Here is an 18448-nt window from a genome sequence, read left to right on the forward strand (position 1 = left end):
GGCGATGGTGTACCTCGCTCGCCTGGTCATCGGGAGGCTGGGCTCCAGCCTGGCCGTCCTGTTGATCGCAGCGACCGCGACCTTCTTCGGTACGGCGTTCATCGACCGGCGTCCGGAGTCCTACCTGCTCGGTCCGACCGCCTCGCCCGAGTCCGTCCAGCTGCTGCACGAGAAGCTCGGGCTCGACGACCCGCTGCTGGTGCAGTACCTGCGGTGGTTGGCGGGTGCGGTCCAGGGCGACCTCGGCACCTCGTGGGCGAGCTCGCAGGCGGTGCTCGACCTGGTGCTGTCGAGGCTCCCGGCGACGCTCTCGATCGTGATCGGGTCCATGGCGCTGGCGATTCTCGTGGGCGTCGGGCTCGGGGTGCTCGCCGCGCTGCACCAGAGTCGGGCGACCGACCGACTGATCTCGACCGGATTCACCGTCGGGCACTCCGTCCCCGAGTTCTGGCTCGGCATCCTCCTGGTCACGGCCTTCGCCCTGCACTGGTCGCTGCTCCCGGCGACGGGATACGTCCCGTTCGGGGAGTCCCCCACAGAGTGGGCGCGTTCCCTCGTGCTGCCCTGTGTCGCGTTGGCGCTGCCGGTGGCCGCAACTCTGGGACGTCACTCGCGCAGCGCGGTCGTCGCCCAGCTCGGGCAGGACTACGTCCGCTGGAGTGTCTCGACGGGGCTGGGGCGCAGAACGATCATGTGGGGTGCAGTCCTGAAGAACGCGCTCACCACGGTGGTGGCGATCGTCGCGCTGCAGATGCTCGCCATGCTCAGCCTCTCGATCGTGGTCGAACGCGTCTTCGCGATCCAGGGCATGGGCGGCTTGGTGCTCTCAGCGGCGCTGAGTCAGGACATCCCCGTCCTGATGGCCGGAGTGATCGTGTATGGCGCCATCGTCGTGGTCACCAACCTCGTGGCCGACGTGCTCCAGGCGACGCTCAACCCGAGGCTGGGAGCCGCTTCGTGAAGGGCCAGGCAGGCCGTCCGGCCGCGTCGCCCCGCGGCAGGCGACGACGTACTCGCCGGCAGATCAGGATCGGTGCCGCGCTGCTCGTCCTCATCTACGTCGTCGGGCTGGTAGCGACGTTCACGATCTCCTCCGAGTCGGCCACCGAGCAGTCCCTGACGGAGCGGCTGGCCCCACCTGGTCGCGACCACCTGTTGGGCACCGACCAGTACGGGCGGGACCTGCTGGCGCGGACGCTGCTGGCGATCTCGGTGGACTTCCACGCGGTCCTCCTCGCCGTGGCCGTGGCTGTCGTGATCGGCGTCCCGCTGGGGGTGCTGATCGGCATGGGCGGCCCCTGGTTCGACCGCGTCACCATGAGGGTCGTCGACGCGTTCTTGTCGATCCCGACCTTGGTCGTCGTGATGGTGGCGGTGGCCTCGCTCGGCCAGGGCCTGGTCAACACGGCGTTGGGTGTCGGGTTCAGCTTCTCGCTGATCTATGCGCGGATCGCTCGAACCGAGACGCTGAACATCAAGAACGAGCCCTTCGTGATGTCGGCGCGGCAGTCCGGGGTGGGGCGAGCACGCCTCGTCGGTCGGCACATCATGCCGACGCTGGCCCGTCCCCTGATCGTGGAGACGGCCGTCATCCTTCGGGCCGGCTTCATGCTCCAGGCCACGCTCAGCTACTTCGGCCTCAGCGTGCAACCGCCCCACCCCAGCCTGGGCAACCTCCTGCGTGACGCACAGGAGGCGGCGGTCGAAGCGCCGTGGCAGGTGCTGCCCGCCGGGCTGGTCCTGGTGGCGATCATCCTGCTGCTGAACCTGACGTCGGACGGGATCTCGGACCTCCTGGCGGTCTCTGGGACACCCCGCCGGCTACTGGACGGCGCGCGAGGACGCCTGAGTCGCCTGCCCGAGGTCAGTTCCGGGTCGAGGTCCTTGGTGATCGAGTCGGTCACGATCCAGGTGGACGAGGGAGCGGTGGTCCGTGACGTGTCGATCCACCTGGAGCGGGGCGAGGTCGTCGCCCTCGTCGGAGAGTCGGGCTCCGGGAAGACGATGACGGCCATGTCTGCGGCGGGCCTCCTGCCGCCGGGGGCGGAGATCGTCGCCGGCCAGGTCCAGGTGAACGGCCACGACCTCGTCGGTGCCAGCCCGGGACTGATGCGCTCACTGCGATCTGCCGACGTGGGGGTCATCTTCCAGAACCCGATCTCAGCCATGAACCCGACCTGGCGGGTCGAGAAGCATCTCACCTTCCCCAGCGTGGTCCTGCGCGGGCTGACGCGGGAGCAGGCGCGACAGCGTGCGGTCGACCTGCTCGGAGAGGTGGGCATCGCCGACCCGGAGGGGTGCCTGCGGAAGTACCCGCATGAGCTGTCCGGCGGGATCGCGCAGCGCGTGATGATCGCGGCCGCCCTGGCCGGTGAGCCCTCGGTGATCATCGCCGATGAGCCCACCAGCGCGCTCGACAGCACCGTGCAGGTCCGAGTGCTCGACCTGCTGCTGGGGCTGCGGGCGACGCGGCACTTCTCGTTGCTGCTGATCACCCACTCCATGGGAGTCGTGGCGCACGCCGCCGATCGCGTCTACGTGATGTACAGCGGTGAGATCGTGGAGTCCGGCGCTGTCTCCGAGGTCCTCGGCCACCCCGAGCACCCGTACACCCAGGCCCTCCTCGCCGCCGTGCCGCAGAACAGGATGCGTGAGCGGGAGCTCAAGGGACTGAGTGGCTCGGTACCTCGGCCCACCCGCGAGCTGCCGGGCTGTCGGTTCGCCGAGCGCTGTCCGCACGTGGCGGCCGCGTGTACGGCCGGGAGGGTGCCCTTCGTCGAACGGCACGGACACGCTTCGCGGTGCCTCAGGGCCCAGCTGGAGAGCGATGTGTTCGCTGTCGAGGGGCGACGGGGGGACCTGCCATGAGGACGCCGAACCTGGTCGAGATCGAGAACGTCGGCGTGCGGTACCGATCCGCCGACCTGCGCCTCGGCCGGGCCCGCAACGACGTATGGGCGGTCCGAGGAGTCTCGTTGTCCATCGGTCACGCCGAGACGCTCGGCCTGGTCGGCGAGTCCGGGTCGGGCAAGAGCACGATCGGCCAGTGCGTGCTCGGCAACGTCCGGCCCACCGAGGGAACCATCCGCGTCGCCGGATTCGACGTGGGCGCGTTCGGCACCCGGGTGCCGCTCGACTACCGGTGGGTGGCCCAGGTCGTCTGGCAGGACCCGTACCGCTCGCTGACTCCGGGCATGAGCATCGGGACCCAGATCGGTGAGCCGCTCGCGCGACGACGCAAGCGCTCGCGCGCGGAGGTGGCGACGGAGGTGGCCCGACTCCTGGAGGTGGTCGGCCTCGAGGCAGAGATGGCCAAGGAGAGGCCGAGCCGGTTCTCGGGAGGTCAGCGTCAGCGCATCGCCGTGGCCCGCGCGCTTGCGGCCGAGCCCCGGCTGATCGTTCTCGACGAGCCCGTGAGTGCACTCGACGTCATCTCCCAGGCCCAGCTGATCGAGATGCTCGAGAAGGTCCAGCGCGAGCTGGGGGTGAGCTATCTCCTCATCTCGCACGACCTCGCGGTCGTGCGGCACATGGCGCACCGAACGGCCGTGATGTGCCGCGGACAGCTCGTGGAGTCGGGTACGTCGAACGCAGTCGCCGAGATGCCGACCCACCCCTACACCCGAGAGCTGCAGGACTCGGTGCTCGACCTGTCGAGCACCGAGCGTGAGGCCAGGTCCAGCGGCCGCGCCGTACCCGTGGCGCGGCAGCAGGCGCACACCTTGTGCCCCTACCTCGAGAGGTGTCCCCGGGCGATCGGCGCCTGCGAACGCGATCTCCCGCGCCTGGTGCAGAACCCGGAGACCAGGCACCTCACCGCCTGTCATCACCCCCTCACCTCCCCATCGGCCTGACACCGCCGATCTCGCCGACGACATCACGATCACCCTGAGACGAAAGAGCTCGATACCCATGCGCATTGAACGGCGCCGTACCAACAGCGGCGCAACGACCTGGTGGGCGGAGCGGCCCGACGGCTCCGGCCGGCTGGACCTGGCGCAGGCACACCGCTGTGCCGGCCTCGACGGCGTGACCGAGCCGGGTTGGCAGGGCACCGACCTGGTCGGGCTGCTGTCCGATCCGGATCTCCTGCGCAGCCTGCGCGCGGCCTACGACCATGCGCTGGGCCATGCGGACGGCGCCTGCGTCAGCGACGCCGAGGGGGGAAGCCCACCGACGCCGGGCGTCGGACTGTTCGACGTGCCGCGGAAGCTGCTCGGTGTGGGCCTGAACTTCCCGAGCCACATCGCGGAGGCCCAACGCGCGGGGGAGCCGGTGCAGGCACCGGCGCAACCGACGCTGTTCGCCAAGGTCCCGACGGCCCTCGCGGGCGATGGCGAGGAGATCGCGATCCCTGCCTTCGGTACTCATCTCGACTACGAGGTCGAGCTGGCGGTGGTCATCGGAGCGACGTGTCGCGACGTCCCTGTCGAGCGGGCGAGCGATGTCATCGCCGGTGCGACGGTGGTCAACGATCTCAGCCTCCGCGACGTCTTGTTCCACGCGCCCAACGGGATGTTCGAGGGCAAGAACTACGACGGCTTCCTGCCCATGGCGTCGACCTTCGTCACCAGCGACGAGGTCGGGGACCTCGATGAGCTCGTGCTGGAGTCACGGGTCAACGGACGGATCCGCCAGTCGGAGCGGATGGGGAACGCCCTGTTCTCCCCGCTCGAGATCGTCTCGTTCGCCTCGTCGCGGATGACCCTCCAGCCGGGGGACGTCGTCTTCTGCGGGACCCCGGGCGGCGTCGGGATCTTCGCCGAGGACCCTTCGACGGCGCTCTTGAAGCCGGGGGACGTCGTCGAGGCCAGTGTCGTGTCACTTGTCGCCATACGAAATGTGATCGGTCAACAGGAGAGGCAATTGTGAAGAAGTTGGATAGGCGCTACATCGGCCATGCCGAGAACGGTCTGGGATTCAGCATCTCGGCGGGTCTGCGCCAGGGGAACCTGGTGTTCGTCAGCGGTGCCGGCACGATCGATGAGGACGGCCGCGTGCCCGAGGCGCTCCGCAACGACACCGCGGCCCAGACCCGGCTGACGCTCGACGAGATCGACCGGGTGCTTCGGGAAGCGGGTGGCTCCCTGGAGGACGCCGTCATGTTCACCGTCTTCCTGGGGAACGCGGCGGACTTCCCGGCGATGAACCAGGTCTGGACCGAGCGCTTCAAGGACCTGCGCCCCACGCGAACGACGGTCGGGGTGGAGCTCATGGACCCCGACCTGTGCGTCGAGATCAACGCGATCGCGGTCATCGACCCCGCATGAGCACCCAGCACGTTTCAGACCGCAAGGAAATCAAGGCATTGGAGGAAACCATGGACTTCGAAACCAGCACCATGTTGACCGAGACCGCGGCGGGCACGCCCATGGGGAACTGGCTGCGCCGCTACTGGTGGCCGGTCGGGCTGTCGGAGGATCTCAAGAACAAGCCCACGTTCATCAAGGTCATGGGTGAGGACCTGGTCCTCTTCCGGGACACGAACGGCAACCCCGGCCTGGTGAGCGCGTACTGCCCGCATCGACGCGCCAACCTGTGCCTGGGCAACACCGTCGAGGACGGCATCCGCTGCCGATACCACGGCTGGTTGATCAGCAAGGAAGGCAAGGTGCTGGACACTCCCGGAGAGCCCGATGACTCCTTCAAGGAGAACGTGACGACCCCGGCATACCCGGTGCAGGAGCTTGCCGGCCTGCTGTTCGCGTACTTCGGTCCGGCAGAGGACATGCCGGAGCTCCCGCGCTACGACTTCCTTGCCGCGGAGGGGGTGCACATCGCCAGCTTCATCGGGATCACCAAGGGGAACTGGCTCCAGGTCACCGAGAACAGCATGGACCCCTTGCACCTCAGCTTCACCCACGCACCCACCTTCACCGCACTCAACGCCGTGCCGGAGATGTGGTTCGAGGAGACGCCGCATGGTGTCGCGTACGTCGCTCTCCGGACGACCGACGAGGAGGACAAGTGGCAGGTGCGCGTCAACAACCTGGTGCTGCCGGCCTGGGGCTGCAGCGGCGCGACGGGCATGTGGATCGAGGGCGCCCGCGGATCGGACTCCCCGCCCATCACCGCACGCGTCAACGTCCCGATCGACGACGAGTCGAGCCTGATGTTCCGCGTGATGTACCTGCCTCCGCAGTTCGCCCACGCGGCCGAGGACATCGCAACCCAGCCGGAGCATCTCAAGTGGGACACGATGTGGCGCACCGTCGAGATCGAGCCCTTCCACGAGTACTTGGAGCACGAGCGGACCGGTGAGCCACTCACGCTCGGCTACACCATCCCCGAAGGCGCTGGGTACGAGGACGCATCCGTCGTCGGGAGCATGCCGCCGCGCGAAGACCGACACAACGAGAACCCGCTGCCGACCGCCGACGCCGGCCTCAAGTTCATCCGGCAGGTCATCATCGACTCAGTGCGCGAGGTCGACGGCGGTGGCCTCGCCAAGGGGCAGAAGCCCGACGAGAGCGACGACGGCGTGATCCCGCTGACGACCGGGGAGAAGTACACGACCCCGGCAGGGGCGGACGCCCTGCGGCAGGACCCGGGCGCGCACCAAGCGCTGCGCCTGCCGTCCTGGACCGACTGAATGACGCGCGAGGGCGAGCCGCCGTCCGGTGGCTCGCCCTCGCCTGTCCAGTCCCGCAAGTGACCCACACAGAATGCGAGCGGCCTTGAAGAAGTATCCGCATCCCGTCCTCTCCGGTCGCGATGAGGCCATCCCGCCGAGGGACCCGAGCACCCTCCGGCGTACGGAGTCGCTCGGCTCCAACCACGGCCTCAGCAGCTCTCACCACCTTGCGACCGAGGTGGGTTCGATGATCTTCCGCGCGGGCGGAAACGCTATCGATGCGGGGGTCGCCGCGGGGATAGCGCTGACGGTGATCGAGCCACACATGTGCACGTTCGCCGGAGTCGCGCCCATCATGGTGCGTCCTGCCCGGACCGCGGAGCCTGTCGTCATCGACGGCGTCGGCAGTTGGCCGGCGGGGATCTCGCCGGAGCACATCGCACAGTGGTTCGGCGACGACATCCCGATCGGCGTGCAGCGCAGCGTCGTCCCGGGTGCGCCAGGAGCGTGGCTCACGGCGCTGAGGGACTACGGCACGCTGTCGGTCCACGATGTGCTCGAGCCCGCCATCGAGCTGTGTCGGACCGGGGTCCCGGTCTCGCCGGGGCTGGCCAGCTTCTGCGGCTTCTTCATGGATCGGATGAGGCTGTGGCCGACGACGATGGAGGTCTTTGCTCCCGGGGGCGTTCCCCTGGCAGCCGGCGAGTTGCTGCGCCAGCCCGACCTCGCCTCGACCTTCGTGGACCTGGTCGATGCCGAGGCGGCCGCGCGCGGCGCGGGGATGAGCCGGGAGGCGTCCATCGATGCTGCCCGCGGTGAGTTCTATGAGGGGCGCATCGCACAAGACATGCTCGCCCTGCTGAAGACCTTCGACTGGCCGATGACGGCAGCCGACTTCGCCGGGCACTGCACGCGCGTGGAGCGTCCGGTGCAGACGCTCTACCGCGGCCACTCGATCTTCGCCTGTGGGCCCTGGTCCCAGGGTCCGCTGCTACCGATGGTTCTCAACGTGCTCGAGGGGTACGACCTGAGCCCGGACGCGATGACGGAGGAGCAGTACCTGCACGTCTTCCTGGAGGCCTTCAAGTTGGCGGGCGCCGATCGGGAGGCGTACTTCGGCGATCCTCGGGCGGTCGAGGTTCCGATGGCGGGCCTGCTGAGCAAGGAGTACGCCGCACGTCGCCGCTCCCTCATCGCAGAGACGGCGGCACCGGAGCTCCCGGCTCCGGGCGTCCCTCTCCCCGGAGCTCTGGCCGCCCGCGGTGGGGCCGGTTCGCCACCACCGGCAGCCGGCAATCGCCCGCCGGACACCTCGCATGTGTGTGCCATGGATGCCGAGGGCAACATGTTCTCCGCGCTGCCGTCGGATCACGTCTTCGGGAGCCCGATGGTCGCGGGCCGTGGCTTCGTGGTCTCGCACCGCGGCGGCCAGTTCTGGCTGGACCCGAGCCACCCAGGACGGTTGGCGCCCGGCAAGCGGCCCCGGATCACGCCCAATCCGGCGATGGTGATGCGCGGGAATCGTGCCGTGCTCGCGTTCGGCAGCCCGGGTGAGGATCTGCAGTGCCAGGCGATGGCACAGTTCGTGAACAGTCTCCTCGATCGCGGCCTGGGGTTGCAGTCGGCCGTCGAGGCGCCCCGCGTCGCGAGCCACGCGTTGCCATCGTCGTTCTTCCCGCACGCGCACGCAGCTCCGAGGGCCGTCCTCGAGGTCCGTGACAACCACGAGGTTCTGGCAGGTCTGCGGGCCCGGGGGCATGACGTCGCCGGCCTGCCCGCCTACAGCTACGGCACGGGCGCCGTCGGCGCCGTTCGTGCCACCGAGCACGGTCACATCGAGGCCGCGGCGGACCCGCGGCGGCCAGACGCATTCGCATGGGCAAGGTGATGGAGATGTCCGAGTCAACCACGTTCGATGCCGTCCCGTCGGAGCGGGCTCCCGCGGAACCGGCCGGCGGAGTGCTGCAACCGATCGCCTGGCAGGGGGAGGTCGAGGAGGAGCCCGTTGCGCTGTCTGTGGGAGGGCAACCGGCGGTCCTGTTCCGAGACCCGGCGGGAGACGTGGCAGCGCTGCACGATGTGTGTCCACATCTGGGCTATCCACTCTCGGGAGGGAAGCTGACGCCGCTCGGCCTGCAGTGCGGTGTTCACCGATACCAGTTCGACGGCAGGGGGATCTGTCGATCGGTGCCGCGCGGCGACCCTGCCGACGTCAAGGCGGCCGAGGTGCTCCCGATCGAGCTGTCGGACCGACTCGTCCTGGCCATCGGTGAGCCTGGCGTCGGCTCGGTGCCGATCGCGGCCCTGACCGAGCTGACGGCGCTCGTCGCGCTGCTGGCCGCCACCCCAGGTCCAGCCTGGGGTCGATCGCACTGCGCCGCGGAGGACCCTTGCTCCGACGGTGGTGTGGACGCCGGCAGGTGGGACACGATGGTCGTCGGGTCGGGGGGGAGCGCGCCGACCGGACCCCGCTCGGTCTCGGCGGCCCTCGAGCAGTGGGGCGGGCAGGGAAAGCCGATGATGGTGGACGTGCCCGGGAGCAGCTACCCGACGTACGCGAAGGCCGTGCTCGGGCTGTCCGCCCTGGACGGAACCGCGGCGGTGCGGGTCGTCGTACCGGCTTCTGGCCCGAGCACCTGGGTCGTGCTCTCGATGCGCACGGGGCCTCTCGCGCAGTCCGTGCATCACACCCACCTGTTCGTGACGGCTCGCCTGGCCTGGAGCGACGCGTTGGCGGAGGCGCTCACCGCGGCGTTGCCCGGATCGGCCACGGGATGGCGGAGCCTCCTCGACGCGCAGTAGCAGGTCTGTCTGCGGCCCATGCTCTGTGAGGCATGCGGTGTGCTGCGGACGCGGGCGATGTCGCTCCGGTTCGGCTCGCAAGCTCGCGTGCCGAGCGGGGCGGCCGGGACGTCATGCGGTGGGAGGAACCCCTTCCTCGGCACGCATGACGTCCCGGCCCGACCACCCAGGTTCAGTCTCGGGACGGATGTGGCGAGGTGGGGTGCCGGGACAGGCTGACGGCTCAGTCGTCTCCCCAGGAGGTTCCACCTTGCCGTCCCGCCGCGTGCGCTCACGCCGCCTGCTCGTCGCCAGCCTCACCGTCCTGCTGCTCTCCCCGGCCGGGGTCGCCAGTGCCCGGCCGTGCCTGAACTGCGAGGACCCGGAGCTCCCGGGGCCCGGCGGTCCCAACTGCGGCATCGCCGCGACCGGCGAGCCGACGATCACGTCGGTGCCGCGGACGGACGCGCCGGTGACCGGGACGCGGGGCACCTGGTCGGGCTCCACCACCCGGTGGTCCTACCAGTGGCTGAGCAACGGCGCCGTCATCGCCGGCGCGACGGCGCTGACCTACACGCCCACGCCCGCGGTGTACGGCACGCAGCTCACCCTGCGGGTGGTCGGGAGCGCGCCCGACTGCGAGTCCGTCGCCGACTACTCGGCAGCGGCGACCGTCGCGCTCGGGGCCACTCCGACGAGCACGACGGCGCCCCAGCTCACCCGCAGCGGCCAGACCGTCACCGCCACGGCCGGCGGCTGGGCGCCCGCGGAGCTCGCGTACACCTACCAGCGCCAGTGGCAGCGCAACGGCGTCGACGTCGCCGGGGCGACCGGCACGTCGTACACCCTCACGGCCGCCGACGCCGGTCAGCAGCTCCGGATCCGGGTGCGGGCGACCCGGGGCGGACACCCCGACTCCGCGCCCGCCTACTCCGCGGCCCTCGCCGTCGAGGCGGCACCCGACCCGGACCCCGAGCCCACGACCGACCCCGAGCCCACGACGGCACCCGGCCCGGTGAGTACGCCGAGCCCGGAGCCGACCCTCGAGCCGCGCGCCGACACCACGACCCCGGTCGTGGCCCCGCTGACCCTGCGGTGGAAGGGGACGCCGCTGCGGCTGACCGGCAAGGCCGTCGTCGGCAGGACCCTGCGGCTCTCGCTCGGCACCAAGCGGATCTCGCGCGCGCTCGACCGGGCGGACGTCACGATCCGGTGGTTCCGCGGAGCGAAGCGGGTCGGCAAGACGACCGGTCCCCGCTACCGGTTGACCGGGCGCGACCGCGGCAAGCGGATCGTCGTGCGGGTGATCGCCACCAAGCCGGGCCATGATCGCTTCACCCTGACCCTCGCGAAGCGGCGGGTGCGCCGATGACCAGACGGCTGCCTATTGTGCTCGCGGGCGTCCTGCTCGGCGGCGCGCTCACCATCGCCGGTCCGGCGCAGCCGGCCGACGCCGCCCCGCCGGACGGCACGATCGTCTACATCCAGGACCACAACGTCTGGCTGGCCAAGCTCGACGGCAGCGGGCGCCACCAGGTCACCCACGGCGGCAGCGCGGCGGCGCCGTACGCCGGGCCCTCGATGTCCGACCAGGGCCTGATCGCCGTCCAGCGCGGCAGCAGCATCGAGGTGCTGCAGCAGAACGGCGCCGTGGTCAACCGGCTCTCGCCACCGAGCAGCTTCATCGAGGGGAGCTGCTCGACCATGAGCGTCACCCCGGCGCTGGAGCCGACGATCTCGCCCGACGGCTCCAGGATCGCCTACTACCAGGTGCGCCTGAGCAACTGCGCGGGATCGCTGAAGACCGACGCGCTCTCCACCGTGGTCGACACGCTGCCCACGGGGCCGGGCACCTACGAGGTGGTGATCGGCAGCTCACCGGCGTGGGTGTCCAACGAGCGGCTGGTGCTGCGACAGGGCAGCACCATCGCGCTGTTCCCGCTGGGCTACGGCGACCCCGACGGGGTCGCCTGGTTCACCTCCACGGAGGTCTGCGCGGGGTGCTACAACGATCTCCTCGATCCCGCCACCAGCAGGGACGGCACCCTGGTCGCGGTGGGCATCGACGCCGTCTGGGACGACGCAACCGACCAGAGCCTCGGGTACCTCGGCGTGCTGCCGACGTCGGGCGACCCCCGCTCGGCCACTCCGCCACCGCCGCCGGGCGAGGGCTGCTTCGGCGCGGCCGCGGAGCCGCGTCCCGACGACGGCCCGATCCTGGACAGCATCACCATCTCGGCCGACGGCTCGGCGATCGTGTACCGCGAGGGCGCGGACATCTGGGTGAACACCGTGGCGATCGGTGACTGCGCCGCCAGCACCGGCACCAAGGTCATCACGGGCGCCTCCGACCCGTACTGGTCGCCGGCGCCGATCGCGCCGCCGGCGGTGCCCGGTGGCACGGGGCCCGGCGGCAAGGGACCCGGTGGCGCTGGATCCGGCCAGCCGACCGTCCCGGCCGGTACGTCGACCGTGACCCTCCCGGGCGGGCGGACCGTCCAGATGTTCGACGACCGGGCCTTCAAGGCGAAGAAGTTCAAGGCGCGGAAGGGTGCCAGGTACGCCAAGCGAACCGCCATGGTGACCCGGGCGCACCGGGCCACGCTCACTCGCTCCGGCGTGCCGGGCGGCAAACTGTCGCTGGTCGCGAGCAAGGGCCCGCGGCACGGCACCGTTGCGGTGTTCTACGGCAAGAACAAGCTGCGCACCGTGAAGCTGAGCGCCCCGAAGGTGCGCCACCAACGGCTGATCCGGCTCGGCTCGGTGCCGGCCACGAAGAAAGCCACCGTGAGGATCCAGGTCACCAGCCGCGGCCGCACGGTGATCATCGACGGCCTGGCGATCGGCTGATGGACCGTGCCCTCACCGACAATCGGCGCCGGGGTCGGCCAGGTAGCCGCTGCCGAACGCGACCACCACCAGCTGGACCCGGTCGCGGACACCCACCTTGCGAAGCAGCTGGGCCACGTGGCACTTGACTGTCGCGACCGTGACCACGAGGCGCTCGGCGATCTCGGCGTTCGAGAGTCCGGCGGCCACGAGGACCAGCACCTCGGCCTCCCGCCTGGACAGCCGGGACGGCCAGGCGTGGACGGTGGACTCCAGGAGGTCGGCGACGGGTGCGGTCAGGACGGTCATGCGGGCCAGGATCGCCACGGGTGCGTGCACCCCGCGTGCATGCCGCGTGCACCGTCCGGCAGGTGTGGACGCCGCGGCGGACGACCCCTGGCGCCAGGCCGGGCTCGTCGTCGACCACTAGCCGCCCCGGGCCGATCCCGGTCAGCGGTGAGTGGGCAACCTTTCGGGGGCTGAGAAGCGTTGCTGACGCACCGCCGCCCGGGGCCGATCCCGGTCAGCGGTGAGTGGGCAACCTTTCGGGGGCTGAGAAGCGTTGCTGACGCACCGCCGCCCGGGGCCGATCCCGGTCAGCGGTGAGTGGGCAACCTTTCGGGGGCTGAGAAGCGTTGCTGACGCACCGCCGCCCCGGGCCGATCCCGGTCAGCGGTGAGTAGGCAACCCTTTCGGGGGCTGAGAAGCGTTGCTGACGCACCGCCGCCCCGGGCCGATCCCGGTCAGCGGTGAGCAGGCAACCTTCCGAGGCCCGGGAACGGTTGCTGGCGCACCGCTGCTCGGTCGCCTCACGACCCACTCGCCCCGCGGGATCGACGGCTCCCGGGCCGGCTCACGGCCCGGGGAACGCGGTCTTGAAGCGGGTGGCCAACAGCCGGTCGCCGGTGACCGTGAGCCGCTCGGCGCCGCCGCGTCCGAAGCCGAGCAGCACCAGGTGGTCGTCGTCCCCGGCGAAGCGGACACTGGCGGGGCCCGGCGCACGGTCCGGCCGCCAGCGTCCGGCCGTACGCCGCAGCCGGACGTCGACCAGCCGACCGGCGAGTTCGACGCTCGTTTCCTCCGGTTCCGGTGCGCCGAGCCCGCCCACGAAGGTCAGCATCGGGCCGAGGGCGGCGGCGCACGAGGCGAGGGCGGACCCACCGAGTCCACCCGGCCCACCCAGGGCCCGGGCCAGGTCGACGACGTGGATCGCTGCCTCCGCGGCGATCAGCGGGGCCGCCACCTCCATCACGACGACGCCGCCGACGAGCTCGACCGGCCGTGTCGGGTCGGGGTCGCCGAGCCGCTCGACCGCCCGCGCGAACGCCGCCCGCGCAGCTCGCAGGTCGTCCGCTGCGGCGGGCGCCGGCTCGCCGAGTGCGGCCGCCTCCAGCAGCTGCGCCCTGCGGACGTGCTCGACCAGGTCCGCCACCCGCCAGCCGGGCAGCCCGGTGGGCCGGCCCAGCCGCTCCGGGTCGAGCCCCGTGGCGAGCGTGCCGAATCGCTCGTACTCCGCCGCTGCCACCCGCAGGTGCTCGCGCGGCGTCATCGCGCCTCCGGTGCTCGGAGCAGCGCGGCGGAGCGCTCGGCGGCCGGCCGCAGTCCCCACGCGCGCTGTTGCCGCAGTGCCTCGCCGAGCAGTTCGCGGGCGGTGTCGGCGTCGCCGGACCGCAGGGCCAGGACGCCGAGATGGTGGCTGGCGCTGCCGAGCAGGGCCGCGCCCGCACCGAGCACGACGTTCTGCCCGCGGGCCGGGGCGATGATCCGGGTCAGCTCCGCGGCGTGCGTCGCCTCCCCGAGGTCGGCGACCGGCGCGGCCACCAGGCAGCCGAGGAAGACCTCGATGCCGGCGAACAGCGGGGACGGGCGGAACCGGCGTGCGGAGAGATCGACCAGGCGCGCCGCGGCCAGGTCGCGGTGACCGGCCGCCCAGTCGGTGAGCAGCCGGGTCCAGTCCCACGGCTCGAACCGGTCGTCGGCGGCCCGCAGCTCGACGACCTCGCGGGCGGCCTGTGGTGCGCCCTGCTCGAGGTGCAGCAGAGCGGACAGCACGCCGTGCACCCGGTCGGTGTCGGCGTACCCGTGGTGCGTCGCGACGACCCGGAACCGCTCGACCAGCAGCTCGGCCTCGGCGAGCCGGCCGCGACCCAGGCTGAGCACCGCCCGCCACAGCGGGACGTGCCAGCGGTCGATCTCGCTGCCGGCGGCCTCCGCGCGCACCAGCAGGTCGTCGATGGCCAGGTCGGCGTCGGCGAGCCGGCCGAGCCGGATCAGGTCGGGCACCAGGCGCCGCCGAGCCACCAGGTCCGCGCCGACGAACTCGCCGTCCCCCTGCTCGGTCAGCGCGGTTGCGGTCTCCAGCAGCCGGACCCGGGTGGCCAGGTCGGCGGGCCGGTCGAGCACCGTCGCCACCGTGGTGAGGGTCTCCGCCCGCACCCGGTCCGACGCGGCGTCGGCCGCCGCCTCCGCCCGGCCGGCGACCAGGCGGGCCTGGTCCAGTGCGCCGGCGAAGGCGAGCGCCTGGGCGAGGGCGCCGAGCAGCGCTGCCCGCAGGTCCGGAGGATGGTCGTGCGTCAGCGCTCGCCGCAGCAGTACGACGGAGGTGTCGTCGGCGCCCGTGCGCGGCCGACGGGCGTCGACGCTCCAGTGCTCGTGGCCGAGCGCCGCGCGCGCCTCCACCTCCGGCGCCACGCCGTGGGCGGCGTCGGCGAGCCGGCGGTAGTCGACCTCGTCGAGGCGGCCCGCGCGATGGGTGAGCTCGGCGAGATCGAGCCGCAGGCCGAGCAGCTCGGCCGGCGGCAGCGAGGCCGAACCGGCCGGCTGCAGGGCCGCCCGTTGGTGGCGCAGCGCCTCGTCGACGTCGCCGCGGGCGAGCGCCAGCCGGGACGCCGCCGCCGACAGCCGCACGGCCGTCGCAGCCAGGTCGGGTGCCGCGATCGAGGCGGGCAGGAGGTGGCGTACGGCGCGCCCGAGCGATGCCTCGTCGCGCTGGTCGGCCCGCTCGGCGAGCACCGCTCCGAGGCGGCCGTGCCGATCGGCCCGCGTCGCCGGGGTGAGCGAGTCGACGATCGCCTCGCGGACCAGGTCGTGGGCGAACCACAGCCGGCCCGGGTGCTCGGGATCCGCGTCGAGCAGTCGGCGCGGGACCGCGTCGTCGAGGAGCCGGAGCACCTCGAGCGGCGTGGTGTCGTGGGCGGCGGCGAGCAGCGGCACGTCCAGCACGGTCCCGTCGAGGGCCGCGGTGCGGAGCAGGTCTGCGGTCGGGGGCGCCAGCCCCGCCAACCGCTGCTCGGTCAGCGCGAAGGCGCCCTCGGGCACCGGCCAGGGATCGCTGGGATCGAGCCGGTCCCGCTCGGTCAGGAGATCCACGGTCTCGCGGAGATAGAACGGGTTGCCTCCGGTGCGCTCCATCAGCCGGGCCACCAGCCAGTCGGGTGGCGTCGCACCGGTGCGGGTCTCGACGTAGGAGGTCACCGCGTCGGCGTCGAGCTCACGCAGCCCGAGGGCGCGGGTGCTGTCCCGCCGGCGGACCCGGCCGACCACCCCGCGGAACGGGTGGGCGCCGGCCAGCTCGCCGTCGCGGAACAGGGCCAGGACCACCAGCGGCGACGCGGCGATGTCGCGGGAGACCAGCTCCACCAGCCGTGCCGACGCCGGATCGCCCCAGTGCAGGTCGTCGAGCACGACGAGCAGCGGCCGGACCGCCGCCATCCGGTGCAGCACCTCGGCGAGTGCGGCGAGGCCGAGGTCGTCGGGGCTCGGCTCGCCGGCGGTCGGGGCGATGCCGAGCGTCGCCGCGGCCCGTGGCCACTGCGGACCGAGCCGGGCGGCGTCCGCCGCGGAGGCAACGGCGAGCCAGTCGCCGACGGCCTCGCGCCATGGGGCCAGCGCTCGGACCTGCCCGTCGTCGTAGCAGCGTCCCCATGCGATGGCGAACCCGGTGGCGTGCGCGGTGATCTCGGTGGCCAGGCGGGTCTTGCCGATGCCGGGCTCCCCGGAGACCAGCAGCAGGCCGCCGGCGCCTCCGTCCGCCGCCGCAAGCAGCTCGTCGGCGGCGGCCAGCTCGGCCGCCCGCCCGACGAAGGCCGAGGGTGCGGCCGGGCGGGGGCCGGGCGCCGACACCGAGGCCGTGGGCAGCTCGCGGCGCAGCAGGCTCTGCTCCAGCTCGTCGAGCTCGGCCGGCGGGTCCAGCCCGAGCTCGTCGCGGGTCGCGCGGCGGTGATCGGCGAGCACGGCGAGCGCCTCGGCCTGCTGCCCGGCGAGGTAGAGGGCCCTCGCCTGGAGGGCCGCCGCGCGGTGGTCGAGTGGCTGCTCGACCAGGAACTGTGCCAGGTCGGTGCTCGCCGCGGCGTGCTGGCCGGCCAGCAGCCGGGCCTCGGCGAGGTCGAGCCGGGCCAGGCGGCGCCGGTGCTCCAGCTCGGCGACGCGGAGTGCGACGTCCGGGTCGTCGCCGAGCTCGGCGTACGGCGTGGCGCGCCACAGCGCGAGTGCGGCGGCGAGGTGCTGGGCGGCCTGCTCCGGCCGGCCGGCCTGGGCGGCGGCCCGGTCCAGCAGGCGCTCGAACTCGGCGACGTCGAGCCCGTCCTCGCCGACGTCGAGCCGGTAGCCGAGGTGGTCCCCGACGATCCGGTCGGCGCCGAGTCGGCCGCGCAGCCGCGACACGTGGGACTGCAGGCTGTTGCGGGCGCTCGACGGCGGTCGGCCGGCCCAGGCCAGGTGGATCAGCCGGTCGAGGGGCACCGCCCGGCCCGGCGTGCTGGCGAGCGCGGCGACGACGCGACGCGGGATCGCCCCGGCCGGGGTGTGGTCGGCCCCGTCGACGGTGACCTGGAGATCTCCCAGCACGCTGACCCGGGTCAGCCACCTCGACATGCCGAACACCTACTCCTGGCCTGACCCCGGACGTGTGGCGACCCACCATGCCACACGTCGGGTCCCGCGCCCGTCATCCGTCGTGGCTCCCTGCGGGCCCGCGACGTGGCCCGCGCGACGCGGGTCGTCCTCCAGGACGACGTGGATCCTCCTTGGTGCTGACGATCCGGTCGGCGGGTTCGGGGGAGGGTCGCAGACGTCTTCTGTCCTCTCGCTCCTGGAGTCACCATGCCTTCCCGCTCGTTCCTGCTCACGCCGACCCTCGCCGTGGCCCTGCTCGCGCCGCTGGCACCGGCTGCGTCGGCGATCGACGCCGACCTGGACCCGCCGATCATCGGGTTCGGAGTGCCGACGGCGGCGTACGACGTGTGGCACACCGACACCGTCACGGTGCAGGTCGACGTCTCCGATCCCGGTGGCACGGGGGTGAGGTCGGTGGAGTACCTGCTCACCGGTGCCTCGGAGCGGGCCGGCACGCTGCCGATCGACGGCGGCCCGGTGGAGATCAGCGCCGAGGGCCACACCACGATGTACGTCACGGCGTTCGACGACGCCGACCAGCGGGCCGACGGGGTCCTCCAGGTCGGCATCGACCGCACCCCGCCGATCATCAGCGTCTCCTCGCCCCAGGACGGGATCCAGGTGGAGCGCGGCAGCGAGGTGCCGATCCACTTCTCCTGCACCGACGACCACAGCGGGATCAACGGATGCGCGGGCCCGCGCGTGCTGGACACCACCACGCTCGGCAGGCATGCCGCGATCCTGACCGCGCGCGACCGGGTGGGTCGCGAGCAGACCCGGGCGATCAGTTACGAGGTGGTGCCGCCCCGGTTCGCCGTGAGCGGTGCCGTGGCCGTCGCCGGCGAGCCGCAGGTCGGGCAGCTGCTCCGGGTCGACCTGCCGCGGCTGACGCCCGCCGCCACCTTCGGCTACCAGTGGCTCGCCGACGGTGCCGCGATCCCGGGCGCGACCGCTGCGTCGTACCGGATCATGCCGACCGACGTGGGCCGCCGCCTGTCCGTCACGATCACCGGGACCGCGCCGGAGTACCAGCCCTGGGCCGAGACCAGCGCTGCCACGACCGCCGTGCAGAAGGCCTCGAGCCGGCTGCGGGTGCGGGCCCGGTCGCTGCCCGGCCGCACGGCGCGTCTCGACATCAGCGTGACCGCTGCCGGGACGACCGCCTCCGGTCGGGTCGTCGTCACCCGCGGCGGCCGGACCGTTGGTCAGGGTCGCCTGGACCGCTCGGGCGACCTCCGCCTGGTGCTGCGTCGGCAGAGCACGGGCCGCACCGTCTACGTGGTGCGCTACGCCGGGAGCGCGGGCGTCGAGGGCGACACCGCCCGGGCCCGGCTCACCATCAGGCCGAGCTGACCCGTGGCCGGCGGGCGT

14 protein-coding genes are annotated in these 18448 nt (G+C 72.3%); 11 read left to right on the forward strand and 3 right to left on the reverse strand.

Annotated elements, in window-relative coordinates:
- Positions 1-4 precede the first annotated feature (4 nt).
- From FHU40_RS16250 to FHU40_RS16295, 10 genes are all read left to right on the forward strand, one after another.
- Positions 5-961, forward strand: a complete 957-nt coding sequence (locus tag FHU40_RS16250; RefSeq protein WP_183593287.1) for an ABC transporter permease — start codon at positions 5-7, stop codon at positions 959-961.
- Positions 958-2868 carry an oligopeptide/dipeptide ABC transporter ATP-binding protein gene (locus FHU40_RS16255; RefSeq protein WP_183593288.1) on the forward strand — a complete coding sequence of 637 codons (1911 nt, stop codon included), beginning with the start codon at positions 958-960 and terminating at the stop codon, positions 2866-2868. The genes FHU40_RS16250 and FHU40_RS16255 overlap by 4 nt, the downstream gene beginning before the upstream one ends.
- Positions 2865-3854 carry an oligopeptide/dipeptide ABC transporter ATP-binding protein gene (locus FHU40_RS16260; RefSeq protein ID WP_183593289.1) on the forward strand — a complete coding sequence of 330 codons (990 nt, stop codon included), beginning with the start codon at positions 2865-2867 and terminating at the stop codon, positions 3852-3854. Before FHU40_RS16255 ends, FHU40_RS16260 begins: the two co-directional genes overlap by 4 nt.
- A 58-nt stretch (positions 3855-3912) precedes the next feature.
- Positions 3913-4872 (forward strand): fumarylacetoacetate hydrolase family protein, encoded by a 960-nt coding sequence (locus FHU40_RS16265; protein ID WP_183593290.1) that lies wholly within the window; start codon positions 3913-3915, stop codon positions 4870-4872.
- Positions 4869-5270 (forward strand): RidA family protein, encoded by a 402-nt coding sequence (locus FHU40_RS16270; RefSeq protein ID WP_183593291.1) that lies wholly within the window; start codon positions 4869-4871, stop codon positions 5268-5270. Before FHU40_RS16265 ends, FHU40_RS16270 begins: the two co-directional genes overlap by 4 nt.
- Before the next feature lie 50 nt (positions 5271-5320).
- The gene (locus FHU40_RS16275; protein ID WP_183593292.1) at positions 5321-6592 is read left to right on the forward strand and encodes a Rieske 2Fe-2S domain-containing protein; all 1272 of its coding nucleotides are present in this window, start codon (positions 5321-5323) and stop codon (positions 6590-6592) included.
- Between the two features lie 229 nt (positions 6593-6821).
- A complete protein-coding gene (locus FHU40_RS16280) occupies positions 6822-8462 on the forward strand; it encodes a gamma-glutamyltransferase family protein (RefSeq protein WP_183593293.1) in 1641 nt (546 codons plus the stop codon).
- 5 nt (positions 8463-8467) lie between these two features.
- Positions 8468-9376, forward strand: a complete 909-nt coding sequence (locus FHU40_RS16285; RefSeq protein ID WP_183593294.1) for a Rieske 2Fe-2S domain-containing protein — start codon at positions 8468-8470, stop codon at positions 9374-9376.
- A 250-nt stretch (positions 9377-9626) separates the two neighbouring features.
- Positions 9627-10727, forward strand: a complete 1101-nt coding sequence (locus FHU40_RS16290; RefSeq protein ID WP_183593295.1) for a hypothetical protein — start codon at positions 9627-9629, stop codon at positions 10725-10727.
- Complete coding sequence (locus FHU40_RS16295; RefSeq protein WP_183593296.1) at positions 10724-12205, forward strand: TolB-like translocation protein; 1482 nt, start codon at positions 10724-10726, stop codon at positions 12203-12205. Before FHU40_RS16290 ends, FHU40_RS16295 begins: the two co-directional genes overlap by 4 nt.
- 12 nt (positions 12206-12217) lie before the next feature.
- Here FHU40_RS16295 and FHU40_RS16300 read toward each other — a convergent pair whose 3' ends face one another.
- The 3 genes from FHU40_RS16300 to FHU40_RS16310 all read right to left on the reverse strand — a co-directional run bounded on the left by FHU40_RS16300 (position 12218) and on the right by FHU40_RS16310 (position 17056).
- On the reverse strand, positions 12218-12493 hold the full coding sequence (locus tag FHU40_RS16300) for a helix-turn-helix domain-containing protein (RefSeq protein ID WP_183593297.1): 276 nt from the start codon (positions 12491-12493) through the stop codon (positions 12218-12220).
- Positions 12494-13037: 544 nt separating this feature from the next.
- Positions 13038-13733 (reverse strand): maleylpyruvate isomerase family mycothiol-dependent enzyme, encoded by a 696-nt coding sequence (locus tag FHU40_RS16305; protein ID WP_183593298.1) that lies wholly within the window; start codon positions 13731-13733, stop codon positions 13038-13040.
- Positions 13730-17056: an ATP-binding protein gene (locus tag FHU40_RS16310; protein ID WP_183593299.1), complete on the reverse strand. Its 3327-nt coding sequence runs from the start codon at positions 17054-17056 to the stop codon at positions 13730-13732. The genes FHU40_RS16305 and FHU40_RS16310 overlap by 4 nt, the downstream gene beginning before the upstream one ends.
- Before the next feature lie 228 nt (positions 17057-17284).
- Here FHU40_RS16310 and FHU40_RS16315 point away from each other — a divergent pair, with 228 nt between their 5' ends.
- On the forward strand, positions 17285-18430 hold the full coding sequence (locus tag FHU40_RS16315) for a hypothetical protein (protein WP_183593300.1): 1146 nt from the start codon (positions 17285-17287) through the stop codon (positions 18428-18430).
- Positions 18431-18448: the final 18 nt, after the last annotated feature.

It is taken from the genome of Nocardioides soli (assembly GCF_014191495.1).
Taxonomy (GTDB): Bacteria; Actinomycetota; Actinomycetes; order Propionibacteriales; family Nocardioidaceae; genus Nocardioides; species Nocardioides soli.